The organism is Nostoc sp., assembly GCF_036917355.1.
GTDB lineage: Bacteria > Cyanobacteriota > Cyanobacteriia > Cyanobacteriales > Nostocaceae > Nostoc.
Genome location: NZ_JBALDP010000102.1, coordinates 55,670 through 74,736, shown reverse-complemented (window position 1 = coordinate 74,736; position 19,067 = coordinate 55,670). Strand labels below are relative to the sequence as shown.

At 40.2% G+C, this 19,067-nt stretch carries 21 protein-coding genes, 1 tRNA gene and 2 pseudogenes; 13 read left to right on the top strand and 11 right to left on the bottom strand.

What is annotated here, in order from left to right; all coding sequences use genetic code 11:
- Positions 1-157: 157 nt before the first annotated feature.
- Positions 158-231 (bottom strand) — tRNA-Arg (locus tag V7K53_RS30375).
- 33 nt (positions 232-264) lie between these two features.
- Positions 265-1,362 carry a tocopherol cyclase family protein gene (locus V7K53_RS30370; RefSeq protein ID WP_335201198.1) on the bottom strand — a complete coding sequence of 366 codons (1,098 nt, stop codon included), beginning with the start codon at positions 1,360-1,362 and terminating at the stop codon, positions 265-267.
- Between the two features lie 29 nt (positions 1,363-1,391).
- On the opposite strand from V7K53_RS30370, the gene V7K53_RS30365 reads away from it, so the two are divergent.
- The 3 genes and pseudogenes from V7K53_RS30365 (at position 1,392) to V7K53_RS30355 (ending at position 3,277) form a co-directional block, all read left to right on the top strand.
- On the top strand, positions 1,392-2,003 hold the full coding sequence (locus tag V7K53_RS30365; RefSeq protein ID WP_335201197.1) for a DnaJ domain-containing protein: 612 nt from the start codon (positions 1,392-1,394) through the stop codon (positions 2,001-2,003).
- A gap of 116 nt (positions 2,004-2,119) precedes the next feature.
- Positions 2,120-2,209 (top strand): annotated as a pseudogene (locus V7K53_RS34165) (hypothetical protein); the annotation flags it as partial.
- Positions 2,210-2,527: 318 nt separating this feature from the next.
- Positions 2,528-3,277 (top strand): hypothetical protein, encoded by a 750-nt coding sequence (locus tag V7K53_RS30355; RefSeq protein ID WP_335201196.1) that lies wholly within the window; start codon positions 2,528-2,530, stop codon positions 3,275-3,277.
- A 595-nt stretch (positions 3,278-3,872) separates the two neighbouring features.
- Here the strand turns inward: V7K53_RS30355 and V7K53_RS30350 are convergent.
- On the bottom strand, positions 3,873-4,706 hold the full coding sequence (locus V7K53_RS30350; RefSeq protein ID WP_335201195.1) for a metallophosphoesterase: 834 nt from the start codon (positions 4,704-4,706) through the stop codon (positions 3,873-3,875).
- A 218-nt stretch (positions 4,707-4,924) separates the two neighbouring features.
- Positions 4,925-5,752 (bottom strand): metallophosphoesterase, encoded by an 828-nt coding sequence (locus tag V7K53_RS30345; protein ID WP_335201194.1) that lies wholly within the window; start codon positions 5,750-5,752, stop codon positions 4,925-4,927.
- Between the two features lie 303 nt (positions 5,753-6,055).
- Between V7K53_RS30345 and V7K53_RS30340 the strand changes: the two genes are divergently transcribed.
- Entirely contained in the window at positions 6,056-7,201 is a 1,146-nt protein-coding gene (locus V7K53_RS30340) for a nucleotide-binding protein (protein ID WP_335201193.1), read from the top strand.
- Between the two features lie 316 nt (positions 7,202-7,517).
- Here V7K53_RS30340 and V7K53_RS30335 read toward each other — a convergent pair whose 3' ends face one another.
- Both V7K53_RS30335 and V7K53_RS30330 read right to left on the bottom strand, forming a co-directional pair.
- Positions 7,518-7,790 (bottom strand): GlsB/YeaQ/YmgE family stress response membrane protein, encoded by a 273-nt coding sequence (locus V7K53_RS30335; protein ID WP_094348080.1) that lies wholly within the window; start codon positions 7,788-7,790, stop codon positions 7,518-7,520.
- 476 nt (positions 7,791-8,266) lie between these two features.
- Positions 8,267-8,530 (bottom strand): hypothetical protein, encoded by a 264-nt coding sequence (locus V7K53_RS30330; RefSeq protein ID WP_335194330.1) that lies wholly within the window; start codon positions 8,528-8,530, stop codon positions 8,267-8,269.
- 269 nt (positions 8,531-8,799) lie between these two features.
- On the opposite strand from V7K53_RS30330, the gene V7K53_RS30325 reads away from it, so the two are divergent.
- The 6 genes from V7K53_RS30325 (at position 8,800) to V7K53_RS30300 (ending at position 12,495) form a co-directional block, all read left to right on the top strand.
- Positions 8,800-9,432, top strand: coding sequence for a bifunctional 4-hydroxy-2-oxoglutarate aldolase/2-dehydro-3-deoxy-phosphogluconate aldolase (locus tag V7K53_RS30325; RefSeq protein ID WP_335201192.1), 633 nt, complete (start codon positions 8,800-8,802; stop codon positions 9,430-9,432).
- Positions 9,433-9,544: 112 nt separating this feature from the next.
- A complete protein-coding gene (locus V7K53_RS30320; protein WP_094348083.1) occupies positions 9,545-10,060 on the top strand; it encodes a L,D-transpeptidase in 516 nt (171 codons plus the stop codon).
- A gap of 449 nt (positions 10,061-10,509) precedes the next feature.
- Entirely contained in the window at positions 10,510-11,043 is a 534-nt protein-coding gene (locus V7K53_RS30315) for a L,D-transpeptidase (protein WP_335201191.1), read from the top strand.
- 118 nt (positions 11,044-11,161) lie between these two features.
- Positions 11,162-11,725 carry a Uma2 family endonuclease gene (locus tag V7K53_RS30310; protein ID WP_335201190.1) on the top strand — a complete coding sequence of 188 codons (564 nt, stop codon included), beginning with the start codon at positions 11,162-11,164 and terminating at the stop codon, positions 11,723-11,725.
- A gap of 100 nt (positions 11,726-11,825) precedes the next feature.
- Positions 11,826-12,116: a type II toxin-antitoxin system prevent-host-death family antitoxin gene (locus V7K53_RS30305; protein WP_335201188.1), complete on the top strand. Its 291-nt coding sequence runs from the start codon at positions 11,826-11,828 to the stop codon at positions 12,114-12,116.
- Complete coding sequence (locus tag V7K53_RS30300; RefSeq protein WP_335201187.1) at positions 12,100-12,495, top strand: type II toxin-antitoxin system VapC family toxin; 396 nt, start codon at positions 12,100-12,102, stop codon at positions 12,493-12,495. Before V7K53_RS30305 ends, V7K53_RS30300 begins: the two co-directional genes overlap by 17 nt.
- Here the strand turns inward: V7K53_RS30300 and V7K53_RS30295 are convergent, their stop codons facing one another.
- Positions 12,496-14,094: an Hsp70 family protein gene (locus V7K53_RS30295; protein ID WP_335201186.1), complete on the bottom strand. Its 1,599-nt coding sequence runs from the start codon at positions 14,092-14,094 to the stop codon at positions 12,496-12,498. It lies immediately after the preceding gene.
- A gap of 899 nt (positions 14,095-14,993) precedes the next feature.
- Between V7K53_RS30295 and V7K53_RS30290 the strand changes: the two genes are divergently transcribed.
- Positions 14,994-15,947 (top strand): hypothetical protein, encoded by a 954-nt coding sequence (locus tag V7K53_RS30290; RefSeq protein ID WP_335201185.1) that lies wholly within the window; start codon positions 14,994-14,996, stop codon positions 15,945-15,947.
- A 194-nt stretch (positions 15,948-16,141) separates the two neighbouring features.
- Here the strand turns inward: V7K53_RS30290 and V7K53_RS30285 are convergent, their stop codons facing one another.
- Both V7K53_RS30285 and V7K53_RS30280 read right to left on the bottom strand, forming a co-directional pair.
- Positions 16,142-16,564 (bottom strand): type II toxin-antitoxin system VapC family toxin, encoded by a 423-nt coding sequence (locus V7K53_RS30285; RefSeq protein ID WP_335201184.1) that lies wholly within the window; start codon positions 16,562-16,564, stop codon positions 16,142-16,144.
- Positions 16,561-16,812 carry a hypothetical protein gene (locus V7K53_RS30280; protein ID WP_335201183.1) on the bottom strand — a complete coding sequence of 84 codons (252 nt, stop codon included), beginning with the start codon at positions 16,810-16,812 and terminating at the stop codon, positions 16,561-16,563. Before V7K53_RS30280 ends, V7K53_RS30285 begins: the two co-directional genes overlap by 4 nt.
- A 171-nt stretch (positions 16,813-16,983) precedes the next feature.
- Here V7K53_RS30280 and V7K53_RS30275 point away from each other — a divergent pair, with 171 nt between their 5' ends.
- Positions 16,984-17,178 carry a hypothetical protein gene (locus V7K53_RS30275; protein ID WP_335201181.1) on the top strand — a complete coding sequence of 65 codons (195 nt, stop codon included), beginning with the start codon at positions 16,984-16,986 and terminating at the stop codon, positions 17,176-17,178.
- 117 nt (positions 17,179-17,295) lie between these two features.
- Here V7K53_RS30275 and V7K53_RS30270 read toward each other — a convergent pair whose 3' ends face one another.
- Together V7K53_RS30270 and V7K53_RS34160 are read right to left on the bottom strand one after the other, a co-directional pair.
- On the bottom strand, positions 17,296-17,535 hold the full coding sequence (locus tag V7K53_RS30270; RefSeq protein ID WP_104909601.1) for a hypothetical protein: 240 nt from the start codon (positions 17,533-17,535) through the stop codon (positions 17,296-17,298).
- 526 nt (positions 17,536-18,061) lie between these two features.
- A pseudogene (locus V7K53_RS34160) lies at positions 18,062-18,244 on the bottom strand (signal peptide peptidase SppA); the annotation flags it as partial.
- Between the two features lie 201 nt (positions 18,245-18,445).
- Between V7K53_RS34160 and V7K53_RS30265 the strand changes: the two are divergent.
- Positions 18,446-19,003: an HPP family protein gene (locus V7K53_RS30265; RefSeq protein ID WP_289799537.1), complete on the top strand. Its 558-nt coding sequence runs from the start codon at positions 18,446-18,448 to the stop codon at positions 19,001-19,003.
- Positions 19,004-19,067 lie beyond the last annotated feature (64 nt).

Below are 19,067 nucleotides of genomic sequence, written 5' to 3'. Positions count from 1 at the left end.
TTCTAACCACTTTATATAGTAGTTCTCAATTGCACAGAATCAGCAGCCAGTCGCGTGGACGGATATCCCGACTTGGGCGAACAGGTGTACCACTGTTAGGGGCACAGCAATGCTTTTACCATATTAATTGCTGTATATATGAATTGTCTCAATATAACGGGACTGGTGCGACTTGAACGCACGACCTGACGCTTAGGAGGCGTCCGCTCTATCCAACTGAGCTACAACCCCAACTGCGAAGCATATATAATTATAGCAGTAGTTTTAGGGAGACTGCCAAAAATTATCCCAAGAGCCGCCGCCTACTTCTAAACCACAAAGAAAACTTTCGGCTTTTAGAATTATTTTAGATTTTCTCCCATTTAGTTCTCGTAACTCTAAATTTAGTTTTCCTTGCATGGTGTCCCGGCAACAGTATCTTAAACCTTCTGCTGTCGGCGCACGTAGAGGTGTACCAGGTAAATCCGTGGTTCCTGTTAATTCAATTTCATAACTAGAGCTGCTAGCTTTCATTTGCCATCTACCCCAAGGCTGAATTTCCCACTCAACTTGGGAATTCCAGGGAACAAATTCATAAAACTTGCCTTGATAGTGCAGTCCAATCATCGCTACAGATTCCATCCACCACAGCACACCCCGCCGTCCACCGCCAGCAGTTAATGCTAAGTCGGGTTCGCCCTCGAAGCAATTACAGTTTATCCAAAACCATTTCTGAGGAAAAGCACCACCCCAATTTTTCTCACCGTAGGCTGGGGCGTTAGTGAATTCGTAGATTTTGCCATTCCAGTCAATCTTCCCACTGGCTAAACCGTGAGCCATCAAAATTTGCCACCCAGGTTCAAAAATCTGTAAGAATGACAGCCAGCCTGCGGTTGATTGCTGAATGCTATTTTGATTGCCCCAACCGTATACTGGTTGAATTTCATACTGCCAACGACAATAATTATTGGTGGCGCGATCGCGAATGATTCCCTGATTCAAGGTGGCTGTAGCTTGATATCCTTCTTGAACGTGATACTCAAACTCTGCTGGCAGGAGGTATAGGGGAGAAACTTGCAAATTATTTTTACCCCAATGACCTAAACCCAAAACATCCCGACTACCCCAAAATTTGTTGACATCAGGAAAAGTACGGCAGAGATACTCATCATCCGGGCCGAGGATTTGGGCTGCACCGCCACTGTGAGGTTTACCGCCGATGGGATCTTCAATAGAGTACATAAAGGCGAATGTTTGCCCAATTTCCGGCAACGTGACGCGGTAATACCAGCCTTCAAAGAAGCGACGGCTACTGCCATCCCAGTGATAACCAGAATGGGGCGTTTGGGTTGATTGGAGAGGATTTTTGGGAATAGTTAACATAGGTTTAGATAGTTGCCGATTTTTTCAGTATGCGCGATGTCTTTGATATCAATGATGCTTATGAAATTCTTGGGCTAAAACCCGGTGCGTCTCAAGCACAGGTGAAGCGAACTTACCGTAAACTGGTGAAAATTTGGCATCCCGATCGCTTTGTCGATCAAAGGCAAAAACAGGAAGCTGAGGAAAAAATAAAATCAATCAACGCAGCTTACAACAGGCTCAAATCTGAAATTCCATCTGAGCCTCCTATTCCTGAAAATCCATCTCCATCTTCGCCTAAAAATCCCCCAAAAATATCTGTCAATCGTTGGGATGCAGAAACTTTCTACACTTTAGGAGTAGAAAATGCTACTCAAGGAAGATATGAGGATGCGCTCGCAGATTTTACCCACGCAATTCGTCTCAATCCTCACTATATTGACGCGTATAAATATCGTGGGCTAGTTTGCTCACAATTGGGATACGAATATAGAGCCGCTTCAGATTTAAATAAAGCTGCACAAATAGAAGAAGAGTTAAGAAATCCGGGGAGTACGCGTAGATCGCGATCGCCTAGATATGTATCAAAACCTAGACCTCTGTTAGAAAGATTTTGTCAGAGAATAAAAAGTTTACTGCGGCTAAATCGGCGTTGGAGATAAGCAGCGGATATAGTTTAAGACACTTCAGACGGTGACACCAGACCTGGAGTTACTCTTGCTGAACATCGCAGCTATGTTGGTTCGATCGCTTTTAGTACCGATGGTCATATTGTTGTGTTAACTCTGTCGCTTTCAGTCCTGATGGCAAAACTTTGGTTAGCGGTAGTCGAGATATGACCATCAAGCTTTGGCGATGCGATATTTAACAACAAATTAAAAATTTAGAGAATTGAAGCAAATTGCTAGATTTTTCGATCGATGCATTAATTGACAGTTTGATAACATCCATCTTTGGGATACTCTTTCTCTTGATTAAGTATTAACTCTCTAAAGATTAAGTATTAACTCCCTGGAGATAGAGCCACTTGTTTGAGGGCAGGGGTTATTCTGAGATCACCAACAGTTGAGTAGCAAATAAGACTCAATATTTATCAGCAACATATATTTTCAGTTCATTAAAACCTCTTGTTCTCACAAAGCTTTAGTTCGTCAATATTTTAATCTGAGGAGTTAAATCAACGGCTATGTCTATTCCCAATGAACGCGAAATCAAAAACAGTGAAGTCAAGCAAGAATCTTACACTGATATTAATGGTAATACTCACACTGACTTGACGCGAACCACTGAAACGGTTAAGAACAATACAACTAATCCCAACTCTTACACCAATGGTTACGTACAAGGTCGAAATGTTGAGCGTAACTATCAGCAAGCAGATTTAGCCCAACGTGATGAAAACAATGCTAGTGGTGGTTTGCTGTTAGGTATTATCATTACTTCCTTGCTTGGTTTGGTTATAGGTGGGGTTTGGTACTTCAACCAGCAGAATAACGCAGCAGTTAACAATGCTGTACCAGTCGTGGTTCCTGTTCCGAGTAAGAGTAATCCAACTCCCAGTGCATCTCCTCAACCACAAACGATAATCAAAGAAAGCATTAGGGAAGTACCTGTACCTGTTGCTGTTCCTGTTCCCCAACAGCAGGTTGCACCTCCGTCTGCACCTCGCCAACCGGATATTAACATTACTATTCCACCGCAGCAGCCTGCGGCAGAAAAAGCACCTTCTGTAACCCAGCCAGCTCCTAAAGCGTCACAAAGTCCGGCGACGAGTCCAACTACTAATACTCCGGCTTCGCAGAACGATAGTTCTACCAATACTGTTGCTCCTAGTACGAAAAGTGACACCTCTAAAACCACTACACCTCAAGGAGTAGACCAGTCAAACAGTACATCTAATAGCGGTTCTTCTACCGCAGGCGGTTCTGGTCAATAAAGGCTTCTGAACTTTCAGCCCACTTGGTAATGTTGGCGTGAATGCCAATATTACCAAGTGGGACAAATTTTAAGCAATATTTCTGAATTGTTGCGATAAATTAATGGTATTCAAGTTTAGTAAAGGTGTCTTGTAGCTAAACAAACACAATGCTAGATTAAGACCAAGGTACAAACAGGTTAAAAGTTAAACAAAAACTTTCAAGTTAGAGCCTGTGCCTCCTGCTCTAATCTTCTCGCGATCGCTATGATTGGTTGTGACATCCGTTGAATGTGTTTTTGCCTTAAGTTCAATGAGTTGTTTTGGAGGTTTTAGAACGCACAGCCAGAAAATGCCTGCCTAGTTGGAATGTAAGGATGTGCAATTCTGAGTAAAGCGATCGCGAATACTGTCCACCTTATTTTGAGTTAGTCATTTCTGAATTCTCCAATCTTCAAGAAACCGCCCCAAGCTATTGAGATTTATCCATCGTAGCTTCAGGCGGTTTCTGCTTTTAGTTTATGTATTTAAATTGCACTCTGACCTGTGGGCTGTCATTTGTCCTTTGTCCTTTGTCCTTTGTCATTTATTTAGACCAATGACCAATGACCAATGACTAATGACCAATTAAAGTAATTACAGTCACTTCAGGCGGACAAAATAAACGTCCTGGTTTATAAGTTCCTAAACCACGATTGACATATAGTTGATTTTCTTCTACCTTGTGAAACCCTTGCGCCCACTCCCAATATCGGACTACTTTCGAGCAGTCTCCTAATAAAAATGTTACCCAACGCCGTAATTTTTTGGGAATTTGTTTGAGTAGCTTTTTGTAATAAAGTACTACAGGGCCAATGCCCGGAATGACAATGTGACCACCGTGGGTATGACCAGATAGTTGCAAATCTACGCGCCATTGTTGCAATATTTTGGCTGTATCTGGGTTATGAGATAAAACGATGCGCGGTGTAAGCGAGTCTAGTTGATTCATCACTGGTGCGGGGTAAAATTCCCGCGACCAATAATCAGCTAGTCCTACCAATGGTAATTCTTTTCCTAATGGATAGGCGATTTCATTCCAAAGCACATGCACTCCAATGCTGGTTAACGCTTGTGTAACTTCTGCTTTGGAGTGGCTGTAATAGATATCGTGGTTCCCAAGGACGGCGTAGATACCACAGCGACTTTGCAGATGCTTGAGTCGAAGCACCAATTGGTGAATTGGTGTGGGATCGTCAGTTACGTAGTCACCAGTTAATAGAATTAAATCTGGTTCAGCTTCATTAGTAAGTGCGATCGCTTTTTCTAACATCTCTTCCGACAGTCGCAAACCATCGTAGTGAAAATCTGACAATTGTACTAACGTTGTACCTTGTAAAGATGCAGGAAGTTCCGCAATCTTAACCGTTATTTTATCTACTCTTAAATGTCCCGTAAACAACCAATGCATAAGTTAACCGATACTCCTCATACCAGCGCTTACAGCTTACCAAAAATAAAAATGTAACTTGATAAAATGCAATAATTTATGTCATCTAATTCAGATACAATTAATTCATTGATTTAAATTTTGGCGATGAAAGTAGCAGGTTATGCCTAAGTTTGCAGGCACTCATTAACCAGAGTACCTGCTGAAATTGCGTTCTTTTTTGTTAAATTTGGAATTACCTACTCACCTTGTAGGGTGATTATAGTAACTTCTGGGCGACAAAATAAGCGTCCTGGGAGGTAAGTTCCCAAACCACGATTGATATATAGCTGATTTTTACCTAGCCTATGCAAACCCTGCGCCCATTCCCAATGGTTGACTACAGAAACATTTACTTCTAGAAATGGGAATCGACGCCTCACTTTTCTGGGTATTTTTTTTACAAGCTTTTCGTAAAACAACGCCGCAGGGCCAATTCCGGGAATCACGATTTGACCACCGTGAGTATGACCAGATAATTGTAAATCAACTCGCCATGTTTGTAATATCTCCGCAGTATCTGGGTTGTGGGATAAAACAATGCATGGTGTGTCAGGGTTTAGCTGGTTCATAACTGTTGCGGGGTGGAATTCCCGTGACCAATAATCAGCCAGTCCAACGAGTGGCAATTCTTTTCCTAGTGGATAGGCAATTTCGTTCCAAAGGACGTGAATTCCAATGCTAGTAAGGGCTTCTGTAACTTCTGCTTTTGCGTGTTTATATATATCGTGATTGCCAAGGATAGCATAGATACCACTGCGACTTTGCAGATGTTTGAGTTGAATTACCAGTTGGTGAATTGGCGACGGATCGTCAGTTACGTAGTCACCAGTTAATAAAATTAAATCTGGTTTAGCTTCGTTAGTAACTGCGATCGCTTTTTCTAACATCTCTTCCGATAGCCGCAAACCATCGTAGTGAAAATCTGACAACTGCACCAGCTTTTTACCTTGTAACGATGCAGGCAACCCTGCAATGTTAACCGTCAATGCTTCTGTACTCAACGGCCCAGATAACAACCAATGCATAAGACGTTCAATAAACTTCAATCATAGCGCTTACAGCTTAACGAAACATTGTCAATTCGTGTACAGCGACCAGTGCAAGTTATTGAAAATTTTATTAAAGCTGTATATTTTAGTGTATTTATACTTATTAAAATCAGATATAAATTTGCTGTTAATTTATGTCAGAGTATGTTTTTTCTCTGAAAGACAGAAACATCGCGATTCATGTTACGTACATAAATCAACTATATGGTCAGGGTTTATTTCGGTAGAGTATACTGTATTATACACTACCACTTTGAGCCAAAACACTTAAGGCTGTTTATGTCGTCATCACTAGAGCCACAATTCATCCAGGATTTTACCCACTTTGAGCAGCACGTAGCAAAATTGATCCATAAAGCAGATTGGACAGTTGAAACTGCAAAAACCAATCAACCTGGCTACGATCTAGTCGTTAAAAAAGGAAATCTAGTTGGTGTTGTTCAGGTTAAATGGCTAAAAAGTAACGTAACAGCGCCACAGCTCTTAAAGTTTGCTGACTTTTTAGATTCTAACGAAGGCAAAAAATTTAATTTTGGTTGGTTCATAACTACAAAAGGATTTGGCGGCCCAGCATTGGCATTAATGAGAACCTGGGGTAAAGATACTAAAGTTCGCTGTGGGATTGCCCATGAAAATAAGCTGGTTGTAATTGATGACCCAATTAATCCTGACCCTCCGCGAGAACCTCAAAAAAAAGTTTATTTTGGAGTTTTTACCTGTAAAGGTGGAGTAGGAAAAACAACTGTAGCAGGTCATTTAGCAGGAGCATTAGCCCTGCAAGGATTTAATGTAGCACTTGTGGATTTAGACCCAGAACAAAATCTGCAAAAATTAGTAGGTGATGGGGTTTTTGTTCCCAATCCTAAAGGGGTAGGTACAACTATTCAAGTTTTTGATGGAAATGATTGGCATGAAGATGCTGCCCGTGACTGTCAAATAGTAATTTGCGATTGCTCACCAGCATTAGAGCGTAATCCCCCAGAGCTAGTTAAGCGATTAGATTATTGTATTATCCCAACAACCTTCAATCCACTGGGAATAAGTAAGCACGGAAAAGTTATTCAAGATACTGTTAAAGAAATACGCGAAATCAATAATTTAGCTCATTTATTTGTACTAGTTAACAACTTTAAAGATCCTGGTATTAAGCGCTTAAAGCTTTTAAAAGAAGTCTATTCTAATGCTTATAAAGAAATTAGTAAAATAGATAAAAAATTTCATTGTATAGATCCAGAAGAAGTTTGCATTCGGACTAGTGACCTACTTTACTATTGGGGTATACATATACTCGAAAATCCAGAAAATCCTGCCAGTAGATTAGCTTTTGATCTAGTTGGCGGAAGATGCTACCCGCGTGAAGATTTTATCAACTTAGCAGATTACATTGAAAGAGAAGCTGGTATAGGAATTCTTAGAGCTAATTAATACTATAAAGAAAATTGTACGCTTAGAGATCGTTAATCTTCCTATAAAATTGTTACCAATATCTTTCCCAAAATCGAGCCTAATACAGAAATTCCCCTCTAATCTGACGGTGTAGAGAAGATAGAGGGAATGTAGTAATGCACTTAACAATGGAGGGAGCTTGGGGTTAGGTCTGTACTGGACTCTACTGAGAACCTCTATAATCACAAAATAGCGCCAGACTTATCACAGACTGGCGCTATTTTTTTTATTTAATTCACAGTTAAAAATAGTTAAATGAATTTGCTAAATCTTTGTCATTGATTGACCGCAATTTTTATACAGCACTGCGGTTGGTTAATAAATTCCACAGGAAAACTGCGACAATTGCACCAAGAACTGCTACCGCAATACCTGGAATGCTGAGACTAGGAGCTGCTAGAGATAAAGTTCCCGTACTGAAAAATACACCTAAACTACCCCCAACAAAAGCACCGATGATTCCTAACACAATTGTTCCTAGAATTCCGCCACCTTGATGACCAGGGTAGATAGCTTTTGCGATCGCACCAGCAATTAGACCTAAAACAATCCAAGCAAGAATATTCATTGTTGTTAAGTTGGTAAACGTTTTTGACTTACAACTACATATTAACGATCTTCATTTTTAACTTAATCTACCATCAGAATTAATTATGAATATCCATTAGGAATAGTTTAATTGCTACTAGATTTTTTAATATATTGCGCCTACCATCCTACTTAGGACAAGTCAGCTATGGATAGGTGTGACTAGGCGTTCTCTTAGGATTTGCCAATGTCCTAAGCTGTCCGATCGCTGCTATATGACCAATTTGAGGTAGATAGTCAATTAAAAAAAAGCTCCTAGTAGGTCTTTAACTAGGGGCTTATACAAACTATTGCTTGGTAATTGCAGTATATGCATTTTTAATTAGCTCTCTCCTCTACTAGAAGAATTAAGCTGAGTTTTTAAAGACTGTCTCTAAAGTAATGTAAAGGAAGCAAAATCGGGCGATTGAGACGATCGCCTATCCCTTTGCAAGTTTGATGTCTAGTTTTTAATTTTTAATTGCTTATCCCGCGATCGCTACCAATGACTTGATGGCTGATCGATGGAAACAGTCTGCGGTAAGACCAATGCATACTTAGAAAAATCAGACTTACTAAGGTTAGCAGCATAACGCCCATAATCGTTGTATATGCCTTAGTACGCCACCAAAAGTCATTTGCACCTAGTCGCACAAGCTTCCATAAATTAGCTATATCAGCGCTTTCAGAATCGTGAATGGTGATTGGTAAGGATGCTGTGTTTTCTCGTGCAATTGTCATTTTAATTACTCCTTTAAACCCAAATGCTAAGACACTAATTTTAATCTACGGTAACGCTATAGGATTTGTGCTATTTATATGTAATATCTCATAGCTTGATGCAATAAGCAAGTTTTAAGGGCATTGGGAATAGGGCAGAACAGTTGTGCTAACATTACTCAGCGCTCTTGAGAGGCATTGGGCATTAGTATTAAAAATTAGGTATTTACTAGATTGAAAACTATTCTCTAGTCTCAATCCCTACTCCCAGTCCCCAATCTCTAGTCAAAATGCCTAATCAAATTTGGTTATCACAGTTGGAAAAACACCGAGCGATCGCAGTTATCCGCGCCCCTCAAATGGAACTGGGACAACAAATGGCAATGGCTGTAGCATCTGGGGGAATGCAGCTAATTGAGATTACTTGGAATAGCGATCGCGCTGGGGAGTTAATCAGTCAACTACGTTCAGAATTACCAGCCTGTATCGTTGGCACTGGTACGCTATTTAATGTGCAGCAGTTACAAGATGCGATCGCATCTGGGGCGCAATTCCTCTTCACACCCCATGTTGATTCAACAATGATTCAAGCAGCACAAGAAAAAAATGTGCCGATCGTACCAGGAGCGCTGACTCCTACAGAAATTGTTACCGCTTGGAGTCAAGGCGCTAGTTGTGTAAAAGTGTTTCCCGTGCAGGCAGTGGGAGGGGCTGATTATATCAAAAGTTTGCAAGGGCCACTAGGTCAGATTCCCTTAATTCCTACTGGCGGCGTGACTCTCGAAAATGCGAAAGAATTTTTGCAAGCCGGAGCGATCGCTGTTGGTTTGAGCGGGGAATTATTTCCCCAAAAGCTTGTCATAGAGGGAAATTGGTCAGCGATCGCAACTCAGGCAAAAAACCTAATGCAACAGTTAGGTTAACTTAGAATCAAATCATCAAAATTCACGTCTATTAAAGTAATAGATAGGGAAATAAAGGTGAAACCCGATCGGTTTCTCATGACCCCATGATTTGAGTGTGAGTGTATCTAAAATGAAAAGACAAATTTCTCCTGACTGGGTGCGTCGCCTACAAATAATCCTCACTGGTACAGTACTGTCCCTAAGTGTTTTTACTACTACTGGAACCAGTGAAGTTTGGGCGAATTCCAAAACTCAAGTGATTGCACAAAAAATCCAGACATTACAACAATCAAATCAGCGCTGGATTCAAATCGATCTTTCCAAGCAAAGATTAATAGCTTGGCAAGGTGACAAAGTTGTTTATGGAAGTGCTATTTCCTCTGGCAAAAAAGCCACTCCTACTCTTGTTGGTACTTTTAAGGTTCAATCCAAGTTTAAAACTACGCGGATGCAGGGAGAAAACTACAATGTTCCCAACGTTCCTTATGCGATGTTTTACCAAGGTAATTACGCTATTCACGGAGCTTACTGGCATAAGAGATTTGGCACTCCAGTGAGCCACGGCTGTGTGAATATCGCACCTAAACATGCAAAATGGCTATTTGAGTGGGCATCGGTAGGGACACCTATAGTCATTCATAAATGATAGGTGAAGCAGCCAAAAAGCAATTTAGTTAAAATTATAAATAACAACAAATCAAGACAATTAAGTGATTCCCAGCAATATTTTATGCTGGGAATCTTCGGAGTCGAAATTACTGAATTTGAAATAAAATTTAGAAAAGGGCATTTAACGATTTGCCCAAAAAATAAGCGGAAATCCTGACAATTCCTCTATGAAATTACAAATGCAAACATAAATTTGGGGAAAGTTTGTATTTAAGCATTTAAATGACAGATATTTGTAAAGATTGTCCTTTGTAATTAGTCATTGGTCATTGGTCATCATTTAACCAAGAATAAATGACAAATGACAAATAAAAGATGAACTGCGTAAATCCTGCACAGAAAGCAAGTAGTCGATCTGGAAATTTGTAGTTTTCCAGAAAATTACTTCACTTGATGATTTTTGCGTAGTTTAGAAGGTGAGGCATAATGCAATCCTGGATTCGCAGTGGTGGAATTTGTTCTTCAGGAACTTTTTGTACAGGCGTGGCGCTGATGGTGGTGACTTTATTCTCTTGGTCATCGCCATTAACAGGTATACCTAACTCGACTACAGCAACAGCTACGTCAGTCGATGAAAACAGCATCACTGTATTTAATAATATTAGCCAACCTCGCTGGATTGAAATTGATTTGTCAGAGCAACGTTTACGTGCATGGGAAGGTAATAAACTTGTTCATTCATATCGCATTTCTGGAGGTAAGCGAGCGACTCCTACACCCATAGGTAGATTTCGGATTAATTCTAAGTATCGTATTAACAGAATGCGAGGCAGAGGCTACGACATTCCTGACGTTCCTTACACAATGTATTTTTACAGAGGGTATGCCATTCACGGCGCTTATTGGCACAACCGTTTTGGGACTCCAGTCAGTCATGGTTGCGTAAATTTACCTGTTAAGCAAGCTCGTAATCTTTACAACTGGGCTTCAACGGGAACATTAGTAGTTGTGCGGAAATAATTCGTAATTAAGAGTTGCAATTCTTCCTTTGATGTATAGACGGGTGCGTTCGTGGAGTTAAGCACCTGTTTATACATCTTGCTAGACTAGAAAACAATCTTCAAGGGATTCAGGAGCTATGAGCGTCATAATTACTCAACCTCTCACATTGGAAGAGTTTCTGAAGCTCCCAGAAACAAAGCCTGCGAGTGAATATATTAACGGAGAGATTATTCAAAAGCCAATGCCAAAAGGGAGACACAGCCGCTTACAAGGCAAGCTCTGTGCTGTTATCAATGAAGTCACAGAGAATAAGAAGATTGCCTATGGGTTTCCCGAATTACGGTGTACTTTTGGCGATCGCTCAATTGTACCTGATGTAGCTGTATTTCTGTGGGAACGCATACCATTCACAGTTGACGATGAAGTACCTGATAATTTTGAACTTTCACCAGACTGGACGATTGAGATTCTTTCGCCAGAACAAAAACCCAACAAAGTAATTGGTAACATTCTTTATTGTCTAAAGTATGGTAGCCGCCTTGGATGGTTTCTTGATCCTGATGACCTCAGTATTTTGGTATTTCTACCGGAGCAACAGCCAGTGTTACTCCAGGGAGAAGATTTTTTGCCTGTATTACCAGAAATTGAACTTGCACTAAGTGTCAATCAAGTTTTTGGATGGTTAAAAATGGGTGGCTAGAAATACACATTCGTCGTTAAGTGTATGCTTTTTGATGAGAATATTATAGACATTAAGTTATGTCTATAATAGACATGATTATGAATAAAAGAGGTTTTAGATGAACTGGAGAATTGCAGAAGTGAAACAGAGGTTCTCCGAACTAATTCATGCTGTCACTAAAGAACCGCAACTCATCTACAACCGAAATCAACTGGTGGCTGTTGTTGTTGAAGCTGAGATGTTTGAAGAATTTTTGACGTGGCGCAAGCAGCGCGAAGATATGTCTCTAGCTGATTCTTTTAAAGAACTACGTCAGATAGCTGCTGAGGAAGATTATATCCTCGAAGTACCCTCCCGCCAAGACCGTCCTAACCCTTTCGCTGATGCCATTGATGACTTTTCTCTGTGACACTAACATTATCAGCGAATTAGTAAGACGGCAACCTAACTCTGGTGTAATGAAATGGGCAGAAAGAGTTTCTTTAATAGTTCTGAGTGCAATCACTGTTGAAGAAATATTTTATGGACTGACATCCAAACCCAACCCTAAAATTCAAACATGGTTCGATAACTTTTTGGAAAATAACTGTCAAGTATTGCCCATTACCATTGAAATTGCCAAGCGCTCCGGTGAATTGCGAGGTCAACTAAGATTAAGTGGGAAAACACACACCCAAGCAGATATGATGATTGCTGCTACTGCTCAAATTCATCAATTGACCTTAGTAACGCGCAACATCCGGTATTTCGATGGCTGCGGTATCCCACTTTTAAATCCTTTTAGTTAATTAACTCAACTGTGCCACAAGTTGATTTTCCAACAGCGTATCATTCGTTAACAAGTCTTCAACGGTGATTCGCAAAAAGCGTTGCTCATCAACTTGAAAGAGGATTTTGATGCGATCGCTTCCAGGATATCCGGCTGGTGTCAGTTGGGCAATTGTCTTCGCACCTTCTCGATCGTTGAGGGGTTTGACGTTGGTTTCATTATTGTCCATCCGGCGAGTAATTAAGCGATCGCCATCAAAATAAACTTCAGTACTACCTGTATCTGCTCCCAATTCTCCCATAATTAGTTCAATACTGGGTTGATTTTCTACAGAAGCGCCTAAGACTAATTCCACTGCTTGACTCATCGGATATGCCTGTCCAGCTTTAATTAAAGAATGCCATTTGTGACGCTGATTGCGGCGATCCCAGTAGCGGATACCGTAACTATGGTAGAGAAAATCTTTAATTTGCACACCTTGAGCTAACTGTAATGCACCTTGAGCGATCGCTTCAAATGGACGTTCGCAACGGATTTTTTCTGGCTCAAAATACTGTTTGATCCATGTCTGCACTGCTGGTAATTGCACAGTTCCACCAACTAACAAAACTGCACTAATATCTGGAAGTTCTATCCCTTGGCGTTTTGCTTGCTGCAACAGTGTCGTCATCGACTCATCCAATAACTCAAAAAAGGCGTGTTCTTTGAGGATATCGTCAAAAGTATCGCGGTTTAGTTCCAGTTCATAGCTTTCAAATGTTTCATCATCAAAATAAACTTCGCTGGCTTGGTTTTGGGTTGATAGCTGAATTTTTACCCGTTCTGCCAATCTTGTTGTCAACGGACTTATCGCTAGTTCTTGAGTTTTGGCAAAGTAATCTACTAACCAGTTATCAATATCAGTACCACCCAGATTTTGCCCAGCTTTCGCCAGGACACGGGCAGTTTTGACTTTTTGTTTTGAATCTTCAGCCAAAGATTTATTACCCCATTTGAGGAGAAACCCCAAGGGCTTTGTGCTTGCTTGCACGCTTTGATCCAACCGAACAAGGGACAAATCCAAAGTTCCACCGCCGAAGTCAATCACCAAAAGATTTTCTCGATCTGCCAAACCATAACCCAAGGCGGCGGCTGTGGGTTCATCCAGCATTCGTACTTGTTCGACAGGGAGGCTTTGACATACTGTTCCCAACCAATGACGATAGGCTTCAAAACTGTCTACGGGTACGGTTAACACCAGAGAATCTAACCCACCTTCCAGGGGTGCTAGTTCTTCAATTACTTTGGTGAGGAACCATTGCCCTACTTGTTCAAAGGTGACAATTTGCCCATCTAGTTCGGGTAAGAAACCTTGAATATCTGCACCAATACCGCGTTTGAAGCTGCGGAAAAATCGCGTTTCGCCTTTGAGATCAAAACCGCGATCGCGTACTTGTTGCCCGACTAAGACTTTATTTTGGGCTGCGTCTTCAACATAAACCAAGCTGGGAATCAGTGGCGGATTGAGACTTTGTTTAATTGACAAGCCTGGTAGAGTCAGGGTTTCTGGCTGCTGGGTTACAGGGTTCCAACGAGCAATGACTGTGTTGCTAGTACCAAAATCGATTGCGATCGCCATATTTTATATTTATTCTCTCGCACGAAGATGCCAAAGCTGCTTTATCTGTGATTATTCTCTATAAGCTACCAAGAATGCAAATGCGTCCAGACGTTTGCTTCGTTGCATCCCAACCCAGATATCGATAGGGAAGTATTAGCTGCAACGGATAGCAGAGTTAGACAATTGGCTTGTCAGAAAGCATGGAATCATTGGCTGTAAATTTATAAAAGGAGCAATAAACTCAACAGCAGGCTTTATCATAGTTCCAGTCTTTGTCTTATTGGCATGAGGTGCTTAAAACTCACTTCACACGCAGATGCTGAAATGTCATAAATCGCCCCAATCAAAAGAGATCGCACCTCAGTTGGTGTAAGGTATTCTCTAGACCTGTAATGCTTGTTAGGTAGACGAGTTGGGGGTGGCAACCTCATTTATTCTTGATGGTAGTGTCCGGTTTAGGCGTTCTATTATGGACAGTCTACCGCGCTATGATCCCTATTCCGACGTTGAGAGTCGCGCCACAGAATAGTTATTGCGAACTATTATCAATTAATCAATACATCCATCTTGGCTCAATGCTAAATAGTCAGTCTGCGATCGCGGTCGTTGTCTAATCCGTGACTGAAGATTAGCTGTATCTCTGACTGTGTTAGAACTTTGGCGCGTCCGTACCAATTTATTTTCATTGGCAGACTGTAGACCCTGCCGGGCAGAACCTACAACGATTTGACACCCAATTAGTAAGAATTGCTTGACCTAAGTTAGGGAAAAGTCCCCAAAATATCATGCAGGTGGTGACATTCAGTGAGTTTAAGAGCGATCACTATTCTTTTCCAAGACGGGTGATCGCTTTTTAACTATCTATTGGGTACTCTAACCTCAGAGTTTTCTGTAAATAAAATTAGAAGGAAAAAATTATGAGTAGTTTGTCTCAAAATAAAGAAAACTGGATAAGTTATGAAAAAGGTTATGAACCATATATAGGAATAATGACAGCAGAGAAACTAGAAAAAGCTTTTGAAAGAACTGAAAAAACTTTTAATCAAGCTCTTATTGAAGAAGATTCTAAAAGATTGATCGATATTATGAACAGTTTGAAAAAATATAATAAATTTTTCAGATTACCTAGTATTGCATACGTAGAATTTGACAGAGAAGATGATAATGATGATGATAATCCTATACGACACAGTTACATCATAGGAGGCAGACATAGAGTCACTGCGTTACTGAAATTACTGGAAAAATCGAATAAAGATAAATCTCATTTTAAAGTTCAGGTAGAAATGAGAAAAGTAAATGATTTTTTTGATATTATTGAATTAATTATTGCAGATAATGAAGGAAGAAGTATGTCAAAAGCTGAAGAAATTTACTTACGGCAGCTTCAAGATATTTTACCTTTAATTCAAGATCCTAATATAACTTTTGCTCAATTTATAAATCAAATTTTAAATAATAACGCAGTCAACAAGAAAGCAAAAGAAAACATTATCTCAGCTTATGTAGATTACCAAAAAAACAAGATAGGCTTCAATAAAATTATAAAACTACATGGAAGTAAAACATATACACAGTTAATAATTAAATCGCTGTTAGGTAATCTTTTAAGTACAAACCCTCAAATAGGAAGATGGGATGGAATAAAGCTAGAACGTGCAATAAAATGGTGTTGGGGAGGTTACAAACAAAGCCCTATTACAAATGTGATTAACAAATCAAATATTATTTGGCGTAGTAAAAATAAGCCATTTATAGCAACATTACGGGAAACTCAGAAATTAAGTAATGGTGACATTTATATAGGTAGATGCTATAAGGAGATAGCAGATTACGCGGTAGAAGAATGGGAGTTTGCTAATAAGCCTTGAGGCAAATGAATTAAATAAATATAGCTTTGCTAAAAGCTAGTTCTAAACAATTTACATCTGGGGCAATTACAAACTGTCGTGTTATGATTTTTGCATTCGTGCAATTAAACCTTGAAAACCTAATAATACAAAGCTTATAGAAGCAAGCCATTGCAATTAAGCAAAATCCATATTAAGGATTGAAACTTGTAGGCTCACAGTTCTTCTGGCATAATCACAGAAATTAATTGATTCCGATTTTTCCTATAAATCCTAAAATCACTATCAAATGTGAGCAATTCACTTTCAGTTGCCAGTTCTGCCATCCTCACCAAACACGCATCTGCTAAAGACATTGGAACTGACTTATAACGCTGCATCAACTCGTCAACAGCAGCAGCTTCTTCAGAGAGCCGAAACGGGAGATGGATAATTCCCTTTTGTACAAAAGAAATTACTGCTGCTTCTCCTCCATAAACATTCTGTAAGAGAAAACAAGCCTCTGTAACTACCGCTTCACAAGTTAACAAAGGTGGTTCAATCTGTCCAAACTGATTTGTCACCCATTTATGAAACTGCTCTCTCCGATTGACTAAAGCTATTAATGGGCCTGTATCTAGCAGTACCGCTTGCTTCATTCTGTTAATGGTCTTTTAAGGTACTCCTTGTTTGTCGAGAGATCCCCAGGCCCAGAATCCACGCAGCCAACTAAGTCTCCTGCTGCTTCTAAAGCAGACATTGGCGTGCCATCATGGTGCAAAAACTCCACTGTTAGTGATTTCAATTGCAGAAATTCTACAAAGTCAAGTACTTGCTGCTGTTGTTCTTTTGATAAGGTAAGAACCTTTTGGGCAATAATTTGCTCTAGACCAATTGCTCTCGTCACCAGTCTTTCCTCCAGTCCCATCACTTCAAGTCTAAATCCAACTGCCTCAGTCACACAGAAACCAGCAGAACGTTAAAAATTTTGAGATGACTAACTTTTGTCAATAAGATAGCGTAGGTGGCGAAAAAGCTAATTATTTCGTTCACCAATCCAGGCGATTAACCCAGACTTATGAATAAGACACATAGTAAACCTACTTACGTAGATTATATTGTTAAATTGCCTGAGCGATCGCTGGAGGAGTTTTGTCGCTGGGTGTACCGCTTCATGGGCAATGCTCAGTTCATCTCTCCTGAATATCTAGCTGAACAACACCAGAAATTTGCTCGTGCATTAATAGATCGCTATTCTTCTAAAGCCATATAAATTAAGATAATTGACCCACATGACTTTAATGCTGGGCGAAAGTCAAAGTGAAGGCACTGGCTAATTAGTACAGAAACCTAATCTAACCCGGAGTTCCGGGTTAGTGGTAGTTCATGCTCAATCTTCATTCCGTAACTGCCAGACTGCACCGAAAGCGGCGCCAGCGCCAGCTAACAATCCAGTACTCATCCCTTGGATAGTTTTTTGGAATGGATCTTGAGTTAGGCACTCACTTGTAACCTTACTGTCTTCCAGGCAGAGACTACTTTCTGCCCAGCCAGCAGTACCTCCTAAAATTACACCAGTGATACTACAAGAAACAATTAGCAGCAAAAGACGTTGTGTTTTTCTAGCCATAGATGGATGTTTTACTCAATTTTGTATTTTAGACTTTAAATTGGGTTGCTATGTAAATACACTTGCTTTGGATAAAAAATTTTAGATTTTTCCATACTTGAGCCACTGTTTAATCGGGCTGCTTCAGCAAAATTCCAAATCCAAAATTCTGTCAAAGGTTGGAAATTGTAGTTGACTTTCAACTACTTTACACATCTGAGCAGCAAATGTCAGCTGGTTTATGGCTGGCGAGGCAAACTCATGGGCTTCGCCGTACTGGTCTGTCTTTAAATTATGGGTAAAGAATTTCGTAGTAAGGACTTTGGTCTTTATTTTCTCAGCACTAAAATACTGACTACAAAGCCTCAAAGCTAGTTTCACAAATTCATTAAATCGCAAAGTTTTGCCTAATACGCTTGGGTAAAGGGCTATTGGTGTAGGTAATTGGTCTTTCAAGACGCGATAAATCGCGTCTCTACAATCTGCGTTTTGGGTTTATCTAAACTGTATTGAGTTTTTGACTACTGATTGATGCTCAAAAAAATATCTACTCAATCTTCAAGTTGAAAGGCAAGCGGGCGTAGACTCCTGTGGATCGTTTATCTTTTGCAGAATCTCTACTTCCTGTTGTAATTTCTGAAATTCAGCGGCGAGGGGATTGTTTGAGTTGCGTCCCCTCAATTCCGAAAGCAGTCCGCGCTTCTTGTGTTGCCAGCCCAAAAAAGCGTTCTCCTGATTACGACCTTGGCAAGGTCAACTCATCCGTCTCGCTATTCAAATTAGCCTATTTAGACAAGAATCCAATAAAACAAAAAAATCTGTGTATTTAGATACTTTTTAGAGATTTTTTTCCTAAATGTCATGTTATTGTAACTTAAGCAAAGCCTTGCTCTGTCAATTCAAGGAGTCATGAGTATCGAGTGGTTGATTCATGATCGATAGTAAAAAAGTTCGGTTGAAGTGGCAAAATTATTGGTTTAAAACCTTTGGTAGATGGCGCTCGTGTCCGCTAACCTGTCCAATAGAAAGACCTCATCATCGGCATGTTTTTTGGAGTTGGATCGGTAGTTTTTTAGCCATCACAGCAACGTCCTACCTTGCTGTCAAAACTAATTCTCCTTTGCTGATGGCTCCTTTTGGTGCTACAAGTGTCTTGATCTTTGGTGTCCCTGACAGCCCTTTGGCTCAACCTCGTAATGTCATTGGGGGTAATCTTTTAGCTGCTATAGTGAGTCTGATAATTCTACATTTTTTCGGTTCCTCTCCCTTGGCAATGGGAATGGCTGTTTCTAGTGCGATCGCAATTATGCAGTTTACCGGAACTGTACACCCACCTTCAGGTGCTGTTGCATTAGTCGTTATGATGACGAAACCGGACTGGCAATTTCTGCTAACACCTGCCTTTGAGGGATCGATGATTCTAGTGCTATGCGCTGTGATCTTTAATAATTTAGCAGCAGAAAGGACGTATCCAAAGCACTGGTTATAACATTAATCTCTAGAGCAAAATTAATCGTATCAAGTACAAAATGTAGGGGCAATTCATGAGTTAC

Coding starts and splice junctions, on each gene's coding strand:
- V7K53_RS30340 (WP_335201193.1), top strand. CDS start 6,056: ATGTCGTCATCACTAGAGCCACAATTCATCCAGGATTTTACCCACTTT.
- V7K53_RS30295 (WP_335201186.1), bottom strand. CDS start 14,094: ATGGCGATCGCAATCGATTTTGGTACTAGCAACACAGTCATTGCTCGT.
- V7K53_RS30365 (WP_335201197.1), top strand. CDS start 1,392: ATGCGCGATGTCTTTGATATCAATGATGCTTATGAAATTCTTGGGCTA.
- V7K53_RS30300 (WP_335201187.1), top strand. CDS start 12,100: ATGACTTTTCTCTGTGACACTAACATTATCAGCGAATTAGTAAGACGG.
- V7K53_RS30370 (WP_335201198.1), bottom strand. CDS start 1,362: ATGTTAACTATTCCCAAAAATCCTCTCCAATCAACCCAAACGCCCCAT.
- V7K53_RS30290 (WP_335201185.1), top strand. CDS start 14,994: ATGAGTAGTTTGTCTCAAAATAAAGAAAACTGGATAAGTTATGAAAAA.
- V7K53_RS30310 (WP_335201190.1), top strand. CDS start 11,162: ATGAGCGTCATAATTACTCAACCTCTCACATTGGAAGAGTTTCTGAAG.
- V7K53_RS30305 (WP_335201188.1), top strand. CDS start 11,826: ATGAACTGGAGAATTGCAGAAGTGAAACAGAGGTTCTCCGAACTAATT.
- V7K53_RS30320 (WP_094348083.1), top strand. CDS start 9,545: ATGAAAAGACAAATTTCTCCTGACTGGGTGCGTCGCCTACAAATAATC.
- V7K53_RS30270 (WP_104909601.1), bottom strand. CDS start 17,535: ATGGCTAGAAAAACACAACGTCTTTTGCTGCTAATTGTTTCTTGTAGT.
- V7K53_RS30315 (WP_335201191.1), top strand. CDS start 10,510: ATGCAATCCTGGATTCGCAGTGGTGGAATTTGTTCTTCAGGAACTTTT.
- V7K53_RS30345 (WP_335201194.1), bottom strand. CDS start 5,752: ATGCATTGGTTGTTATCTGGGCCGTTGAGTACAGAAGCATTGACGGTT.
- V7K53_RS30350 (WP_335201195.1), bottom strand. CDS start 4,706: ATGCATTGGTTGTTTACGGGACATTTAAGAGTAGATAAAATAACGGTT.
- V7K53_RS30285 (WP_335201184.1), bottom strand. CDS start 16,564: ATGAAGCAAGCGGTACTGCTAGATACAGGCCCATTAATAGCTTTAGTC.
- V7K53_RS30355 (WP_335201196.1), top strand. CDS start 2,528: ATGTCTATTCCCAATGAACGCGAAATCAAAAACAGTGAAGTCAAGCAA.
- V7K53_RS30265 (WP_289799537.1), top strand. CDS start 18,446: ATGATCGATAGTAAAAAAGTTCGGTTGAAGTGGCAAAATTATTGGTTT.
- V7K53_RS30325 (WP_335201192.1), top strand. CDS start 8,800: ATGCCTAATCAAATTTGGTTATCACAGTTGGAAAAACACCGAGCGATC.
- V7K53_RS30275 (WP_335201181.1), top strand. CDS start 16,984: ATGAATAAGACACATAGTAAACCTACTTACGTAGATTATATTGTTAAA.
- V7K53_RS30330 (WP_335194330.1), bottom strand. CDS start 8,530: ATGACAATTGCACGAGAAAACACAGCATCCTTACCAATCACCATTCAC.
- V7K53_RS30335 (WP_094348080.1), bottom strand. CDS start 7,790: ATGAATATTCTTGCTTGGATTGTTTTAGGTCTAATTGCTGGTGCGATC.